Below are 15,702 nucleotides of genomic sequence, written 5' to 3' on the forward strand. Positions count from 1 at the left end.
AAGACTTATCAGGACAAACCGTCGATTCTACGAGCCTCGGAGGCTTCGTGCGGCGGCTCATCGCGTTTTGAGGGGGCTCCAGACCATTTACGGCGCATCCAGTTCGCAAAATCGTCCAGATAGCAGTACACCACGGGCACGACCACCAGGGTCAGCAGCGAGGAGGTGATGACGCCGCCAATCACGGCCTGGCCCATGGGGGCGCGCTGCTCCGAGCCTTCGGACACCGCAAAAGCCAGGGGCACCATGCCAAAAATCATGGCCAGCGTGGTCATCAGAATAGGGCGCAGGCGCACACGGGCAGCCAGCAGCAGCGCTTCAGAGCGGGGCAGGCCGGGGCGCATTTCGCCCGTGACCTCATCCGGGTGCGGCTCGCGGGCGCGGATGGCAAAGTCCACTAGCAAGATGGCGTTTTTGGTGACCAGGCCCATCAGCATGACCACGCCGATGATGGAGAACATGGACAGGGCCGAGCCGAACATCAGCAAGGCCAGCACCACGCCAATCAGCGTCAGCGGCAGCGAGGTCATCAGCGCCAGGGGCTGCAAAAAGCTCTTGAACTGGCTGGCCAGAATCATGTAGATGAAGATGATGGCCAGCGCCAGGGCCGAGCCCGCATAGCCAAAGGACTCCGCCATGTTCTTGGCGGCGCCGCTGAACTGGTAGCTGTAGCCGGGCGGCAGGGGCACCTGGGCCATGGCGCTCTTGATATCGCCGGAGACTTCGCCCGCGCTGCGCTGGTAGACGTTGGCGTTGATGGCGACTTCACGGTTCAGATTGCGGCGGTTGATCTGGCTGGGGCCGGTGCTTTCCACCACGCTGGCTACTTGGTTCAGACGCACGATATGTATGCTGGCGTCTTTGGCTGTCAGCGCAAAGGGCAGGCGCTCCAGATCCTGCGGAGTGCTGCGCGCCTCGGGTGCCAGGCGCACGTTGACGTCATAGGTCTGGTCATCGCTGGCACGCCAGTTGCCCACGGTCTGGCCGGCCACCCAGGTGCGCAGGGCGCTGCCCATGCTGCCCACGGAAAGGCCCAGGTCAGACGCTGCATCCCGATGCACCTCAATATTGACCATGGGCTTGCTGGCCTTGAGGCTGGAGTCCAGATCGACCAGCCCCGGCACATGGCGGATGCGGTCCTGCACGATACGGCTCAGGCGGGCCAGCTCGTCCAGATCAGGGCCCATCAGCGAAAACTCCACCTGTTTCTGGCCGCCCACAGGGTCGCGCAGGCCGACGTGGGTGACGGTAATGCCTGCCACGGCGCGCAGCTGGGTGCGCAGCTGGGCCGAAATTTCGTCCACATTGCGCTGCCGCAGGTTTCTGTCCACCAGCCGCACATAGACGCTGGCGTAGTTCTTGCCATTGGCGTTGCCGGTGTTGATGGTGGTCAGCGAGTAACGCACCTCGGGCATGGCGGCAATGATGGCGGTAACTTGCCGTGCCTTGGCCTCGGTGGCCTCAATGGATGAGCCTTCGGGCGTGTTGAAGCTGATCTGGGTTTCCGAGAAATCAGCCTTGGGCACAAATTCAGTTCCAAGCAAGGGTACGAGCGCGATGCTTGCTATGAAAATGAAGAGCGCCAGAAACAGTGTCAGCAGCTTGTGCGCCAGCGACCAGCGCAGCAGCGACTGGTAGATATCGGACAGTTTGTCGCTGCTGCGTTCCACCCAGGCGGTGATGCGGCCCAGCGTTTTGTCGTACAGGCTTTTGCTGGTGTGTTCGCCGTGCGCGTGAATCGCCGGGTCGTGCCAGACGCTGGAGAGCATGGGGTCCAGCGTGAAGCTGACAAACATGGAAATCATCACCGCGGCGACGATGGTGATGCCGAACTCGTGAAAAAACTGGCCGATGATGCCGCCCATGAAGCCAATGGGCAAAAACACCGCCACGATGGACAGCGTGGTGGCCAGCACGGCCATGCCAATTTCCTGCGTGCCTTCCAGCGCCGCCTGGTAGGCGTTCTTGCCCATCTGCACATGGCGCACGATGTTCTCGCGCACCACGATGGCATCGTCAATCAGCAGGCCCACGCATAGCGACAGCGCCATCAGCGTGACCATATTGATGGAAAAGCCGAACCAGTACATGAACAGGAATGTGCCGATCAGTGCAATCGGCAGCGTCAGCCCGGTGATGATGGTGGAGCGCCATGAATTCAGGAACAGGAAGACGATGAGTACCGTGAGCACAGCGCCCTCGATCAGCGTCTGGCGCACGTTGTCCACCCCCACGCGAATGGCGCGGGAGTTGTCGGCCACGGCTTCCAGGCGTATGCCGGGCGGCAGCTCGGCGGCGATGGCCTTGGCGGCGGCGTTCAGCCCATCGACCACTTCAATCGTGTTTTCGTCCTGGGCTTTTTGCACCGACATCAGCAGCGTGCGCTGGCCGTTGTACAGAGACAGGGTCTGCAGCTCGGCGGCGTTGTCCTGTACACGGGCCAGCTGGCCCACGCGAACCGGCGCACCATCGCGCTGGGCTACGATGATGTTGGCAAACTCCGCCGGGCGCTGAATGCGGGCATCAATCTGCACCACGCGCTCCTGCGTCAGTGAGCGCACAGAGCCTACGGGCAGGTCCTGATTTTCGGCCCGCACAGCCTGGGCCACCTGGTCGGGCGTGATGGAGTAGGCCTCCAGCGCCTTGGGGTCCAGATAGATATTGATTTCGCGCTGGGTGGCGCCCACCAGATTCACCGCACCCACACCGCGCACGTTTTCCAGGCGCTTTTTCAGCACCTGATCGGCCCAACTGCTCATGGCAATGGCGTCGGGTGGTGTCACGGCGGCGTTTTCAGGCTTGCTCACGCCATGCAGCGCATGCGGGTCGGGCAGCACAGCCAGGGACCAGACGGCGGCGCTGGCCGGGTCAAAGCGGATGACGCGGGGTTCCTTGACCTCATCGCGCAGCGTGGGGCGCACCGAGGCGACTTTCTCGCGCACATCATCGGCGGCGCGGCGGCCATCAATGTGCAGCTGAAACTCGATGATGACCACGCTGGTGCTGTCGTAGCTGCGCGAGGTCAGGGAGTTGATACCGGCCACCGAGTTGACGGCTTCCTCAATCTTCTTGGTGACTTCGCTTTCCACAATTTCGGGCGAAGCACCGGGATAGGCCACCGAGACCACCACCACGGGAAACTCGATGTTCGGGAACTGGTCCACCTTCAGGCGCTGGTAGGAAAACACGCCCAGCACCACAAAGGCCAGCATGACCATGGTGGCCAGTACCGGGTTTTTCAGACTGACGCGGGTGAACCACATTTAGCGGCCCCCTGCTTCAGCAGCAACGGGGGCCGCCGCAGGTTGCGCTTTGGGCTGCACTTCCACGGCTGTGCCTTCACGCAGGCCACCGGCAGTGCCCAGCAGTATCTGGTCGCCAGCCTGAACACCTTTGAGAAGCTGAACCCAGGTGGCGCCCTGGTAGGCGCTCTGGCTGCCCAGCTCAAGGCTTTGGTGCACCACGCGCAGCACAGGGCGGGCAGCCATTTCATCACTGCGATCTGGAGAGACGCTGGCGGGCGCGACCTGGCCCTGGCGTATCAGCTGCAGATAGGGCTGGGGCTTGTCAGTGCGCACAGCGCTCAATGGAGCGGCCAGCTGGCTGGCGTTGCCTGTGATGATGTTTCCTTGCAAAAACAGGCCGGGGCGCAGCTGTAATGTAGGCTGGCTGCTATCGTTATTGAATGGCGCTACGGCAAGATAAGCGGCAACAGTGCGCGAGCCCGTCTGGGCGCTGGGGTTGATGCGTACCACCTTGGCCTGCACCGGAGGCAGGCCATCGGCAGCGCCGGGCACCTGTAATTGCGCGGCTTGCCCCACCTGAACCTGTACCGAATCGGCAGGAGCCAGCTGTGCCTGAATTTCAAGCTGTGCCGTGTTGACGATCTCCACAATCTTGGCCTCAACCCCCACGCGCTCACCACTTTGCACAAAGCGCTGGGCAATCTGTCCATCCATGGGGCTGGTGATGACGGAATCCGTCACCGCTTTGTGCGCAGCATCGGCGGCGGACTGGGCAGCGGCAAGATTGGCGCGGGCGGTATCGAGATTGGCCTGTGAGGTTGCCAGCGCCGTGGTGGAGATAAAGCCTTTTTGCACCAGGGCGGCGTTATTGTCCTGGTTGCGCTGGGCAATGGCCAGCTGGCCGCGTGATGCATCGGCCTGCTGCTGGGCCTGGCGCCAGCGGGCGGTGGCTTCCGTGGCATCAATGCGGGCCAGCACCTGGCCTTTTTTCACGTTGTCACCTTCGCGCACTTCCAGCCCGCGCAGCTCTCCTGCCACATAGGCCTTCACAACTGCAGAATGCAGTGCCTGTACGGTGCCATTGACGGGAACGCTCAGCGACAACTGCAGCGGGCGCAGCTCCAGCACTTCATTGGCCGCAATCTGAATGGGCAGCTCCAGCGGTGTGCTGGATGCCGCCATGGCCTGCTTCTTGTGCTGCTGATTGCTGAAAGCGCGCCAGCCTGCAGAGGCCAGCAGACCTACCACGACCAGGCCGATGGCCCAGCGGACGGAAGACTTCATGGTGTGAGATTGACGAGGTGAGGAAGACATCCTGAGCGATCAGGGTCAGGGCTTTATTACAGTTTCTGCGGCAAGTGTAGTGGGCCGCCAAAATGGCGATAGTGCCCGGCGTTGCACATTGGTGAAATCGTGATTGATTCAATCAATAGACATACGCGGTATTCAAAGGAGAGAACTATGACGGTGCAGACGATTTATCTGGGTGGAGGATGTTTTTGGTGTACGGAAGCCGTGTTTGACCGTGTGCGCGGCATTGTGGATGTGGAAAGTGGCTACGCCAACGGCCATTTGGACCATCCCAGCTACGAAGATATCTGCACCGGTCAGACGGGGCACGCCGAAGTGGTGAAGCTGGAGTACGACGCGGATGTTATTTCGCTGCGTGATCTGCTGCTCATCTTTTTTGCAACGCACGACCCAACCACGCTCAACCGCCAGGGCAATGATGTGGGAACGCAGTATCGCAGCGCCATCTACACCACCAGCGACGAGCAGGCCCAGGTGGCCAAAGCCCTGATGCAGGAAATGCGGGAAGAGGGGGCATACGACGCCCCCATCGTGACAGAGCTGCAGCCCATCAAGGCCTACTGGCCAGCCGAGGCCTATCACCAGGACTACTTTTTGCAGCACCCCAACCAAGGCTATTGCGCATTTGTGGTGAGCCCCAAGGTGCAGAAATTCCAGCATGCGTTTGCACGCTGGCTCAAAGAGTGAAGCGCGGCGGCAATGGATGCCGCATTGACGATCAGCGCAAGCATGGCGAAGAATCTTGCCCGCAAAGCCTGCCCGGGCAGGCTACACTTTGCAACTCTTGGCCAGCCTCTGCGCTGGTGAGCTGACCAGCCTCTCTTCCTTGTCTTCCAGATTTTTCCCCTCACATCGCAACCGTGCAGCGCAGGCTGAGCGGGGTGTGACGCTGGGCGACTGGCGCCGTTACTGGCTGGCGGCTATGCTGGTCTTGGCCATGGTGCTGGGCCCGGCGCTGGGGCAGATGCACCGTGCGGTGCACGCAGCGGGCAGCGCTCCCGTGGCGGCATCGGGCAGCAAGCTGGGTGCGAATGCACAGCATGCGCTTCATGCACCGGCCTCGGCGTCTGATGCGATTTCAGATGGGGCTTCCTGTGCCACATCTGCCGAGCTAGTCAGCAGCAGTGCCAGCAACGGTGCCTGTGGCGACTGGGTTCATGCCCTGTTTGCAGGCCATGGCCCGGCAGATTGCCAACTGCTGGATCAAGCCAACCATGGTTTTGCCGGGCCACCGGCGGTTCTGCAACTGGTGGGCGAGGCGCCAGACTCAGCGCAGCCTGCGGTCCATATTCCCCGGCCTCGCGCCATCTTTGTCGCCGCATCGTTTGATGCGCGCGCGCCTCCTGCATTGCAACTCCTGCGCGCCTGATTTGCGGTCATGCCATGCATGACGCAGAACTTCGCGCTCTTCAAACAATAGCTGTCAGCACTTGATCTGCAAGGGCTGCAGGCTGCTTTGATTCAAATTTAGCTGCGTTCGTCCTTGCATGGTCAAGCGGGCGCAGCTGTGTGGAATTGCAATGTCTTACCGTTCAACTTTATTGATTTCTTCTGTGCTGGTGGCCGTGCCAGCTGTTCATGTTCACGCGCAGGAAGCTGCGACTGCTGAGGCAACTCTGGGCGAAGTCACTGTCTCCACCACTGGCATGGCCGAGGGGGATATGGCTACGCCAGTGCAGGTGCTGGGCGAGGAGGACCTGCGCCTTCGCCGCGCCGCCACGCTGGGCGAGACCCTGGCCGCAGAGCCCGGCATCAACGCCAGCCACTTTGGCGCAGGCGCCAGCCGCCCTGTGATTCGCGGCATGGATGGTGCGCGGGTTTCCGTGCTCAGCAATGGTTCTGAATTACTGGATGCCTCCACCGTCAGTCCCGACCATGCTGTGACCACAGAGCCACTTCTGGCCACGCAGATGGAAGTGTTTCGCGGCCCCTCGGCCTTGCTCTACAGCGCGGGCGCCATGGGCGGCGTGGTCAATGTGCTGGATAACAAGATTGCCACCAGCGTGCCTGAGAAGGCGCTGTCTGGCTCTGCTGAAGTGCAGGCGGGCACGGCTGCGGGCATGTCTGCCGGGGCACTTTCTTTAACTGGCGCCATGCCGCTGCAAAACAATAACGGCACCCTGGTACTGCATGCCGAAGGCGTGGCCCGTAACGCCGGCGACTACCGCGTGGGCAGCGGCTGGGATCAGGGCAGCAAGGTGGCAGGCAGCTTCAGCCGTGGCAACACCGGCAGCCTGGGCCTTTCCTGGGTGGGCGACAGCGGCTATCTGGGCCTGGCCTATACCCGTCAGCAGGCACGTTATGGCCTGCCCGGCCATCAGCATGGCTTTGAGGGCTGCCACGCCCATGGCGATCATCTGCACTGCGGCGATCATGATGGGCATGACCACGAGGAAACAGACTCTTCCAGCGTGCCCGTGGTGGACTTGACCAGCGAGCGCTGGGATCTGCGCGGCGAATGGCGCAAGCCTGTGGCCGGCATTGCTGCCGTGCGCTTGCGTGGCGGATGGACGCGCTATCAGCACGATGAAATCGAAGAGGGCGCCGTATCGACCGCTTTTCGCAACCGCGGGCACGATCTGCGCCTGGAGATGGAGCATGAGCCCATCGCCGGCTGGCGCGGAACGCTGGGCGTGCAAACGCTGAACCGCCGCTTTAGCGCGACGGGTGAGGAAGCCTATGTACAGCCGACCAACACGCAGCGCGAAAGCCTGTATCTGCTGGAGGAATACCGCTGGCAGGACTGGAGCCTGCAAGGCGCTTTGCGCCACGATCGCCAGCGTATTGAAGCGCAGCAAACCGATCAGACGCGCAAGCACAGCGCCACCTCGCTGTCTCTGGGCACTGTCTGGAAGTTCACTCCAGGCTACAGCGCAACGGCTTCGCTGACCCATGGCAGCCGCATGCCCACAGCGGAAGAGCTGTTCGCCAATGGTTTGCACATGGCCACATCTACTTATGAAGTGGGCAATGCCAATCTGGGGCGGGAGCGCTCGCAGGCGCTGGATCTGGGTGTGAGCAAGACGGCAGGCGATACGCGCTGGAAGCTCAATGCCTACCACTATCGCATCAAAAACTACATCTATGGCGCGACGGTGGATGAGCATGACGGCCTGCAGCTCTTGCACTACACCCAGGCCGATGCGCGCTTTACCGGCTGGGAAGCGCAACTGAGCCAGCGCTTGAGCCGTGAATTCATCGCCACAGTCTTTGGCGATGGCGTGCGCGCCAGGCTGGAAGATGGCTCGGCCCTGCCGCGCATTCCTGCTTTACGCGCCGGTGTTCGCGTGAACGCCAGGCTGGGCGGCTGGGACACCATGGCGGAATGGACGCAGGTGCTGCGCCAGAACCGCACAGCAGCGTTTGAGAGCGAAACCGGCGGCTACGGCATGCTGAATCTGGGCGCCAGCTATCAATGGCGCAGCGGCGGCAATCAGTGGCAGTTCTATGTCAAAGGCCAGAACCTGACCAACCGTCTGGCTTACGCGGCCACCTCATTCATCAAGACGGCCGCTCCATTGACTGGGCGCAATCTGGTGCTGGGCTTGCGCATGGACTTTTAAGCCTCCACAGGCCTATGGCCTGTGTGGAGTATTGGCTCAACTGGCATGCAGCGCTTATGGCACAAGCGCTGCATGCTATAGATAGTGTTGCAAATGCCGCAAGGCACGCGGGCTGTCCACGCCAATTCTGGCAATCACTTCCAGCTCGGGCACACCTGCGCGCAGCCATTGCACGATGGCGGTATTGCGCAGCACCTGCGGGCCCACGCGCTGCAGCGGGAACTTCTGGCTACCTTCGGGCTGAGCCTCGTGGGCGCGCTGGATCAGCTGGGATGCCACATGAAAAAGCATGCGTACAGAAAGCGGTCCCCCCCGGCGGGAATAGAACACCTCGTGATCGCCATCCACTACGCTGGGGCCACGCTGGCCTGCACTGAAGCGCCGCCAGTCGCGCAAGGCCTGGGCCACGTTGTGCGGAATATCCAGCAAACGCTGTTGTGCGGCCCGTCCTCCATCGATGTGCAGCTGTGCAGGAACGTCAGATACGGTTCCCTGGCCGGTGTCCGCCCCTGCGACTGAAGGTATCCATATGCGTGCATCGCTGCTGCAGATATTTCTCCACTGCAGCACGCGTACTTCTTCTGGCGCCAGCGCCATTTCATACAGCAGCAAAACAATGGCCCGGTCACGCGCATTCTGGTAGCCATCGGCCTGAGGGAACTGCCTTGGCAAGGCTTTCCAGAGCAGGGGAGGCAGGCAGTGCCCTTTGCCATCTTCAGACGGAGGCCGTTCGGCAGGCTCAAGCCCTGTTGCGGGATTGATCTGCAGCCACCCATGCTCAAGGGCATGGTCATAGATGCGCTCCAGCAACCGCCAGTAGCGCCGGCGAGTCACGGGGCTGATCTTGCGTTCAGGGTGGTGGTGTGCGCGCTGCCCATCTCGTATGCGCAAAAAGCTTTGCACATCCACAGCATCAGCCTCATGCCACCTCTTCGGAGCCAGTGAAGCCGCAGAAGAGGGTGAAGGCAATTCACCAAGGTGAGACAGCCAGGCCAGCCAGACCTTTTCATAGTTGCCGTCTGGGCTTGTGTCCAGAGCATCCCAGCTCTTGCTGCCCTCATGAGACAGCCATTCACTGAAGACTTCGGTACCGCAGGGAATATTCATGACAGGGAGTATCAAACAGGAAACAGAGCGCCCGAACAGTAAATTGAAAAGCTGAGCCCGATGTGGGAGCAAGCGCCTGCAAGAAGACGCGGCGAAGGAGAACCAAGCAAAGACAGCAACGGTATCTGGGCAGCCATGGCAATCAGAACGCATTGATTGCGATCTCGACCGAGACAAACACCCCAAAAACTATAGCCACAAAGAGCTGAACGCCGAGCTCACGTAAAGGCAAACGCTTTCTCAACTCATCTATTTAATGTAACTTACATGAATCTAGTTTAAAGAACAAAATTCAATTCTTGACGAAGTGATCTATGACAATAAAGTCCTGTCCTCAATCAATAAGTCCTGTCCTGAGCCGTTTTCACAATAAGTTCTGTCGCAAAAGGGGGGGGGCGTCCCCAAAGTGCCGACAAACAGAGCTGTCCCACTTCCACGAGGTGTTGTGGCTGGATTTGCGGTGCCGATGGTCAATTTTGGGAGCTTGGGGCTTAGCACAAGCCTGCAACGCTCGATGTGCTGATTTTTGCTTAAAAATTATGCAAATGGTAGGTTTCGAACAAATAGATCTGTCCCAAAATTTAAAGTGACATTAAAGGTCTGTCCTGGCTTGGGCGACAAGCCTTCAACGAATGCTGAGCTATCTAGGAGTTGAGTGCTGTGGTGGCACTGCCCGGAGATCAAGGCCGAGGCTAGTGGCAAGCATGAGTGTTTGCGTTGTTGTTGGGAGGGCTGCTTCAGGCTGGTTGCAGCCGCTGAGATTTGGCACGTCTGTGACCGCTGCCGCCGATACCAGACGTTGACAGGCTATCTGACTAGGCGTCCGCTGTGCGCCTCAAACCGGATGCTGGCTGCATAGCAGTTCGCCAAGCAATCTGAACGACAGCTCTCATAAGCTGCGAACTGGTGCTGCCGACCCATTGTTGTCTGTCGATACTCACACCAGCCCTCCTGAAAGCAGTCTCCGACGCAGGCTCAATGACTGTTGCAGCAGCACCGTGAGTAACCAATTGCACCGACAATCCTGTCATAGATCACAGGAGCACCAATGGGTATTTCGTTCGAATGGATCAACTCATTTTTGGAGTCAAACGTCGCTAAGGTCGTTGTAATTCCTCTATTAGTCGCAATTGGGGGATGGGTTGGCTACCTTGTAAAGCGCTGGATCGAAAAACCCAAGCCTTCAAACCTAGATGAGTATGCTGATCTACATAAGGCGCTTACGTTGAAGGAAAAGCTAGACCAAAACCAGATGTCGCTGAATGATTTGAGAGTTTTCAGAGCTGACGTTCTAAGCAGGCCTGCGCAGGCTGCAGTTATGAGCGCAGAGCACTACATCGAGTTGGCTAAGCGATTAGCTGACGCGGTGGAGGTGGCTCCTAACAATGGACTGATGCTTGAGAACGCCAGTAACCAACTTGAGATGAATGAAGTATCTGCGAAAAGTGCAGAGACAGTTGACAAAATGAATCGCCCCGGATTCCCTAGACACTTTTAAGCCGTTGGGAATGGCGTTTCTCGAACTCTATCGGAGAAATATCTCCTGCAGTGCCGTGACGCCTTTTTGGGTTGTAGAACATCTCGATGTAGTTGAAGATATCTGCCCTTGCGTCCTCGCGCGACGTGTAGATCTGGCGACGAATTCGCTCGCGCTTGAGCAACTGGAAGAAGCTCTCGGCCACTGCGTTGTCATGACAGTTACCGCGGCGACTCATGCTGGAGACTAGGTTGTGATCTCGTAGGAAGTCCTGCCAGTCATGCCCGGTGAACTGACTTCCCTGATCCGAATGCACCATGACCGCCTGATCAGGTCGACGACGCCACAGAGCCATCAGTAGTGCATCGAGTACCAAGTCGGTATCGATGCGGCTGCCCATGGACCAGCCCACGACCAGACGGGAGAACAGATCAACCACCACTGCCAGGTACAGCCATCCCTCGTGAGTGCGGATGTACGTGATGTCGGTCACCCACGATTGATTGGGCTCATCCACAGCGAAGCGGCGCTGCAGGTGGTTAGGGGCAACTATGGCGGGCTTGCCTCCGCGCATCCCAGGGCGGCGCCGGTATCCCGTTTGCGAACGCAGCCCTTGGAGCTTGAGCAAACGGGCCACGCGGTGTTTACCGCAGCGCTCTCCCAGATCCCGCATGTCCAGTGTGAGCTTGCGGTAGCCGTACACACCACCACTTTCAAGCCAGGCTTGTTTGAGCAAACCTTGCAGTCGCAGATCATCCCGAGCCCGTGGGCTGACGGGTTCAGCTTTCCAAGCGTAATACCCGCTGGGATGTACCACCATGACTTTGCACATGCTACGAATGCTGTATTCGTGCTCATGTTTCTGAATAAATGCGTACTTCACCCGAGCTGCTTGGCAAAGTACGCTGCGGCCTTTTTTAGGATGTCACGCTCCTCGGTCACACGCTTGAGCTCGGACTTTAGTCTGCGCAACTCTTCTGTCTGCGTAAGTTGAGCTTGTCGCTCTGCGGGAGGCCCTGAATGCGTCTTCAGCCACTGATACAGGCTATGTTGACTAACGCCAAGGCGCTGTGACACGTCAGCGACCTTGTGGCCTCGTTGTGTGATCTGCTTGATGGCTTCGATCTTGAATTCGTCTGGATATTTAGGCTTACTCATGGCACCTCCTATTGGGCCTCGGGATTGAGGCTCAGAAGTGTCTAGAAAACCCGGGGCGATTCACAGAAACTGGCAGGACAGGACATTTGTCATCGAAAGGAGGACGGCCGCGATGCTTCCCTCTGAAGCTAGGACAGATCTTTATTTGCAGGAATCAGAAGCTCTGTCATCAGGAAGGAGGGCCTTCCTGATGCGCTCAAGGTTAGGGAGCCAGTCGTTCACGAATCCAGTCCTGTCCATCCAGACGGTAGTTCAGTCTGTCGTGCAGGCGGCTCTTGCGGCCTTGCCAGAATTCCCAGCGATCCGGCACAAGGCGAAAGCCTCCCCAGTGCGGAGGGCGGGGAGGGTTGAGCAAAAACTGCGCGCTGTACTTGGCTGCGTTGGCCACCAGAACGCTGCGGCCGCTGATGACCTGGCTTTGAGGGCTGGCCCAGGCACCAATGCGCGAATCCAGCGGGCGGCTTGCGAAATAGGCATCGCTTTCTTCGGCACTGACTTTTTCGACCCGGCCTTCAATCCGCACCACACGCTCAAGCTCTACCCAGTGAAACTGCAAAGCGGCAAAGGGGTTGCCCGCCAGCTGCTGGCCCTTGCGGCTGTCGTAGTTGGTGTACCAGACGATGCCGCGCTCGTCGTAGCCCTTGATCAGCACGATGCGCGTGCTGGGGCGCATGTCCCCGCTCACCGTCGCCACGGTCATGGCATTGGGCTCGGGCACCTGCGCGCTGACAGCTTCCTGCAGCCATTGATCAAACTGCTGGAAAGGATTGGCGCTTGAAGCGGATTCACTCAGTTCTGCACGCTCATAGCTCTTGCGCAGATCGGCGATGGATGAAGATAGGCTGCTCATGGCCTCATTGTGCCGCGCCATCAAGCCAGCGTTATGCTTGAACGCAATATGAGCCACGAAGATTTGAACAAGCCTGCACACGCTGCCAGCCACGGCCCCTGTGTTTTGATCCTGGCCGCGGGAAAAGGCGAGCGCTTTACGGCCTCAGGCGGCAGCACACACAAATTACAGGCCATGCTGGGGGCAAAGAGCGTGCTGCAGACCACGCTGGCCAGCGTAGAGGCCTCGGGGCTGCCCTGGCATGTGGAATATGGCCCCCATCCCGGCATGGGTGACAGCATTGCCGCGGCAGTAAGCGCCACCGCGCAGGCGGATGGCTGGCTCATCCTGCCAGCGGATTTGCCGCTGGTTCAGCCACATACGCTCACAACACTGGCCCAGCAGTTGTACCAGCTGGACGCTTCGCAGTTGCATGTCGTACAGCCCTTCTACCAGGGCCAAAAAGGCCATCCCGTCGCATTTTCTCGCGCAGCAGGGTGGGCGCTTTCCCAGTTGACGGGCGACCAGGGCGCTGCCAGCGTGGTGAAGGCCGCTGCGCAGCAGCAGACACTGCAGCGCTGGGACTGTGACGATATTGGCTGCGTGCTGGATGTGGACACCGTCACGGCGTTGGAGCAAGCCCGCCAGATCTGGCAGCAGCGAAGCACCTTCTGAAACTCAGAATGAAAAAAGCCCCTGCTTTCAGGGGATTGGCAGCAGTGCTGGGTCAATCCAGCGATCACTCAGGCTCCGCGCTCAATCACGCCACAGGCCAGGCGCGCGCCAGAATTGCCTGTGGGCTGAGTGGTGTAGTCATCCGCATCGTTGTGCACGATAAGGCTGCGACCCAGAATGCCGTTGGCTGAGCGATTGAGAGCGAAATCCTTGCTCACAAAGTCAATGGTGACCACGCCGTCCTGATTGGCGTCCAGGCTTGGCAGATCGCCCAGATGATGTGGCTGGCTGCCGTTGAACTGGCCATGGGCCTGTTGCGTCGGATTGAAGTGGCCGCCTGCGCTCAAGCCGTCGCCGCTGGAGCAATCGCCTTTTTCATGGATATGGAAGCCATGTTCACTATTGGGTGCGAATCCCTGAATCTGCCCCTGCACGCGGACGCTGCCATCGGGCTGAGGAAAGAACTGCACCACGCCGCTGACGCTGCTGCCCTTGGTCGCTTCCAGCCGGGCAATGGACTGAATACTCTTTCCTGTCGCTGCGCCGGGCGTTGAAGCAGCGCCAGCCTCGCCAGAGCCAGAAGAGGGCGCTACCGTAGGGGCGGTGGAGCAAGCCGTCAGAGCCAGAGCTGCGGCGAGCGACAGGCCCGCTGCCAATGGGCGGGAAAAGAGGGTGGCAACAGGGCTGGCAAGCATGACGTTCTCTCCATGAGGCAAACCTGCATTGTGCCGCAGCGCTCCCGGTCAGTTCAATAGTTTCTGCCTTGAAGCCCAGTCAGAGCATGCGCTTTCAGCTATGTTTCAAATAGCGGCCTGAATGGAAAACTGGCTGCTGTTGCTTTGCGCATAGCTCAGCAGACGTTTCAAAGCCTTGTCATCAATCCCCAGACGCTGCAGCTCATCGAAGGTGGCACGCGCATAGTCAAACGTCGTGCCGTAAATACCCTGGGCCTCGGAAAAAATGCGCCGGTACTCGTCCGGCGCCAGCTCGCCGGTATGGTGCGGGCTCTGGCGCGAAAGCGTAAAAGCCAGCGCTTTCACAGTGCCCTGCGGCGTCTTGCAGGCCAGCCACTTGGGGTCATACACGGCATTGGGCATTTCGCGCTGCCACAGCTTGCGCATGACTTCATCGCCCGCATTGCGCGGAATACGAAACACCATGCCCTGGCAACTGCCGCCAGAGAGCATGCCAAACACCAGCCCGGGAACCTGGGGCGTGCCACGGTTGATGGTGCTCCACATTTTGAGAGCACGGTGCCAGCCGTGGACATGGGCTGCGCGCCGCTCTGCAAAGTCAAAGTCAGGGCGCCAGATCAGTGAGCCATAGCCAAACACCCACAAGTCTTCTTCGCCACCCCATTGCTGCAGAGCCTGTGCCAGCATGTGATCGGCATTGCGCGGGCAGTTCGTTGCATACGCATTCAACAAAGAAAGAGTGGACATCAAAAACTCCCGTAACCGGCACCAGGCCTCAGCTCACTGCTATGTATAACGCCTGGCGGCGCCCTTGGTGCACAAGGCACGGGCAACAGGCATAAAAGCAACGCTTTTCCTTGTGCAGCAGGGCTCTTTGCCATGGTTTTGCGCATCGATGCATGCGCAGTCTCAGACGCTCAGTACCAAACCTCTACAATGCGTGGTTTTGCCACCCTTGCTGCTGGAGCACCAGCCAAGAGGTGATGAAGACAGATTTCGCACTTCAACACTTATTTGCAGGAACGGAGAATTCATTCATGTCTTTCAACAGCTCTGACGACGACAGCCAAGAACGCTTTGCACTGGGCTTTCTGTTTGCTCTGATTGCACTGGTCGTGTCCACCGTGGTTGGCACCGTCGTTTACAAGCGCGGCATTTCGCACGCTCCCAAGGCCGCCGTAACAGCGCCCGCCAGCAACGCCACCAATGTGCCCGTCGTGATTCAGGAAGACGTGGCCAGCGTGGTCGTGGAAAACGGCGTGGTCAAGTTCTTCTTTGCCTCCGGCAAGGCAGACGTGGCAGAAGGCGGTAACGCAGCGCTGGCCGACGTGGTCAAGGGCGTGCAAGATGGCAAGCGCGCTGTGATCTCCGGCTTCCATGACGCCACCGGTAGCCTGGAACAAAACATGGAACTGGCCAAGAACCGCGCACAAGCGGTGCAAGCGGCTCTGATCGCTCTGGGCGTTGCAGAAGACAAGGTCGAGCTGAAGAAGCCCGAACAAATGCAAGCTGACGGCAGCAATGCTCAAGCGCGTCGCGTGGAAGTGATTCTGGTCGACTAAGACAAGATTCCCGCCTCAAAAAAGCCCGATACGGTAAGAGCCGTATCGGGCTTTTTTGCTATTGAATTAATAGCGAATCA

At 59.4% G+C, this 15,702-nt stretch carries 13 protein-coding genes; 6 read left to right on the forward strand and 7 right to left on the reverse strand.

The window, feature by feature from the left end:
• Window positions 1-8: 8 nt before the first annotated feature.
• Window positions 9-3,263, reverse strand: coding sequence for an efflux RND transporter permease subunit (locus tag JDW18_RS11385; protein ID WP_218243707.1), 3,255 nt, complete (start codon window positions 3,261-3,263; stop codon window positions 9-11).
• Complete coding sequence (locus tag JDW18_RS11390) at window positions 3,264-4,529, reverse strand: efflux RND transporter periplasmic adaptor subunit (RefSeq protein WP_218243708.1); 1,266 nt, start codon at window positions 4,527-4,529, stop codon at window positions 3,264-3,266.
• 177 nt (window positions 4,530-4,706) lie between these two features.
• Here JDW18_RS11390 and msrA point away from each other — a divergent pair, with 177 nt between their 5' ends.
• The 3 genes from msrA (at window position 4,707) to JDW18_RS11405 (ending at window position 8,119) form a co-directional block, all read left to right on the forward strand.
• Window positions 4,707-5,243: a peptide-methionine (S)-S-oxide reductase MsrA gene (gene msrA, locus JDW18_RS11395; RefSeq protein ID WP_218243709.1), complete on the forward strand. Its 537-nt coding sequence runs from the start codon at window positions 4,707-4,709 to the stop codon at window positions 5,241-5,243.
• 235 nt (window positions 5,244-5,478) lie between these two features.
• A complete protein-coding gene (locus JDW18_RS11400) occupies window positions 5,479-5,925 on the forward strand; it encodes a hypothetical protein (protein WP_218243868.1) in 447 nt (148 codons plus the stop codon).
• 151 nt (window positions 5,926-6,076) lie between these two features.
• Window positions 6,077-8,119, forward strand: coding sequence for a TonB-dependent receptor domain-containing protein (locus JDW18_RS11405; RefSeq protein WP_246610474.1), 2,043 nt, complete (start codon window positions 6,077-6,079; stop codon window positions 8,117-8,119).
• 75 nt (window positions 8,120-8,194) lie between these two features.
• On the opposite strand, the gene JDW18_RS11410 is transcribed toward JDW18_RS11405, so the two are convergent.
• On the reverse strand, window positions 8,195-9,226 hold the full coding sequence (locus JDW18_RS11410; protein ID WP_218243711.1) for a tyrosine-type recombinase/integrase: 1,032 nt from the start codon (window positions 9,224-9,226) through the stop codon (window positions 8,195-8,197).
• A 1,048-nt stretch (window positions 9,227-10,274) separates the two neighbouring features.
• On the opposite strand from JDW18_RS11410, the gene JDW18_RS11415 reads away from it, so the two are divergent.
• The gene (locus JDW18_RS11415) at window positions 10,275-10,724 is read left to right on the forward strand and encodes a hypothetical protein (protein WP_218243712.1); all 450 of its coding nucleotides are present in this window, start codon (window positions 10,275-10,277) and stop codon (window positions 10,722-10,724) included.
• Here JDW18_RS11415 and JDW18_RS11420 read toward each other — a convergent pair.
• Window positions 10,711-11,861 (reverse strand): IS3 family transposase gene (locus JDW18_RS11420; protein WP_218239616.1). Its coding sequence is split into 2 segments (ribosomal slippage): window positions 10,711-11,615 and window positions 11,615-11,861, totalling 1,152 coding nucleotides; the frame shifts between segments, so codons are not numbered across the junction. The genes JDW18_RS11415 and JDW18_RS11420 overlap by 14 nt on opposite strands.
• A 202-nt stretch (window positions 11,862-12,063) precedes the next feature.
• Entirely contained in the window at window positions 12,064-12,711 is a 648-nt protein-coding gene (gene pdxH, locus JDW18_RS11425; protein ID WP_218243713.1) for a pyridoxamine 5'-phosphate oxidase, read from the reverse strand.
• A gap of 48 nt (window positions 12,712-12,759) precedes the next feature.
• Between pdxH and JDW18_RS11430 the strand changes: the two genes are divergently transcribed.
• Window positions 12,760-13,365 carry a nucleotidyltransferase family protein gene (locus tag JDW18_RS11430; protein WP_246610476.1) on the forward strand — a complete coding sequence of 202 codons (606 nt, stop codon included), beginning with the start codon at window positions 12,760-12,762 and terminating at the stop codon, window positions 13,363-13,365.
• A gap of 68 nt (window positions 13,366-13,433) precedes the next feature.
• Here JDW18_RS11430 and JDW18_RS11435 read toward each other — a convergent pair whose 3' ends face one another.
• Together JDW18_RS11435 and JDW18_RS11440 are read right to left on the reverse strand one after the other, a co-directional pair.
• A complete protein-coding gene (locus JDW18_RS11435) occupies window positions 13,434-14,060 on the reverse strand; it encodes a superoxide dismutase family protein (protein ID WP_218243715.1) in 627 nt (208 codons plus the stop codon).
• 105 nt (window positions 14,061-14,165) lie between these two features.
• A complete protein-coding gene (locus JDW18_RS11440; protein ID WP_218243716.1) occupies window positions 14,166-14,807 on the reverse strand; it encodes a gamma-glutamylcyclotransferase in 642 nt (213 codons plus the stop codon).
• Between the two features lie 290 nt (window positions 14,808-15,097).
• On the opposite strand from JDW18_RS11440, the gene JDW18_RS11445 reads away from it, so the two are divergent.
• Window positions 15,098-15,622, forward strand: a complete 525-nt coding sequence (locus JDW18_RS11445; protein ID WP_218243717.1) for an OmpA family protein — start codon at window positions 15,098-15,100, stop codon at window positions 15,620-15,622.
• Window positions 15,623-15,702 lie beyond the last annotated feature (80 nt).

Origin of the sequence: Comamonas fluminis (assembly GCF_019186805.1) — a bacterium.
In the GTDB taxonomy this organism is placed as follows: domain Bacteria; phylum Pseudomonadota; class Gammaproteobacteria; order Burkholderiales; family Burkholderiaceae_C; genus Comamonas; species Comamonas fluminis.

Excerpts from the sequence above, each read along its gene's own strand:
- JDW18_RS11435 (WP_218243715.1), bottom strand. The coding sequence starts at position 14,060 with ATGCTTGCCAGCCCTGTTGCCACCCTCTTTTCCCGCCCATTGGCAGCG.
- JDW18_RS11405 (WP_246610474.1), top strand. The coding sequence starts at position 6,077 with ATGTCTTACCGTTCAACTTTATTGATTTCTTCTGTGCTGGTGGCCGTG.
- JDW18_RS11385 (WP_218243707.1), bottom strand. The coding sequence starts at position 3,263 with ATGTGGTTCACCCGCGTCAGTCTGAAAAACCCGGTACTGGCCACCATG.
- JDW18_RS11410 (WP_218243711.1), bottom strand. The coding sequence starts at position 9,226 with ATGAATATTCCCTGCGGTACCGAAGTCTTCAGTGAATGGCTGTCTCAT.
- JDW18_RS11440 (WP_218243716.1), bottom strand. The coding sequence starts at position 14,807 with ATGTCCACTCTTTCTTTGTTGAATGCGTATGCAACGAACTGCCCGCGC.
- JDW18_RS11390 (WP_218243708.1), bottom strand. The coding sequence starts at position 4,529 with ATGAAGTCTTCCGTCCGCTGGGCCATCGGCCTGGTCGTGGTAGGTCTG.
- JDW18_RS11445 (WP_218243717.1), top strand. The coding sequence starts at position 15,098 with ATGTCTTTCAACAGCTCTGACGACGACAGCCAAGAACGCTTTGCACTG.
- JDW18_RS11400 (WP_218243868.1), top strand. The coding sequence starts at position 5,479 with ATGCTGGTCTTGGCCATGGTGCTGGGCCCGGCGCTGGGGCAGATGCAC.
- JDW18_RS11415 (WP_218243712.1), top strand. The coding sequence starts at position 10,275 with ATGGGTATTTCGTTCGAATGGATCAACTCATTTTTGGAGTCAAACGTC.
- msrA (WP_218243709.1), top strand. The coding sequence starts at position 4,707 with ATGACGGTGCAGACGATTTATCTGGGTGGAGGATGTTTTTGGTGTACG.
- JDW18_RS11430 (WP_246610476.1), top strand. The coding sequence starts at position 12,760 with ATGAGCCACGAAGATTTGAACAAGCCTGCACACGCTGCCAGCCACGGC.
- pdxH (WP_218243713.1), bottom strand. The coding sequence starts at position 12,711 with ATGAGCAGCCTATCTTCATCCATCGCCGATCTGCGCAAGAGCTATGAG.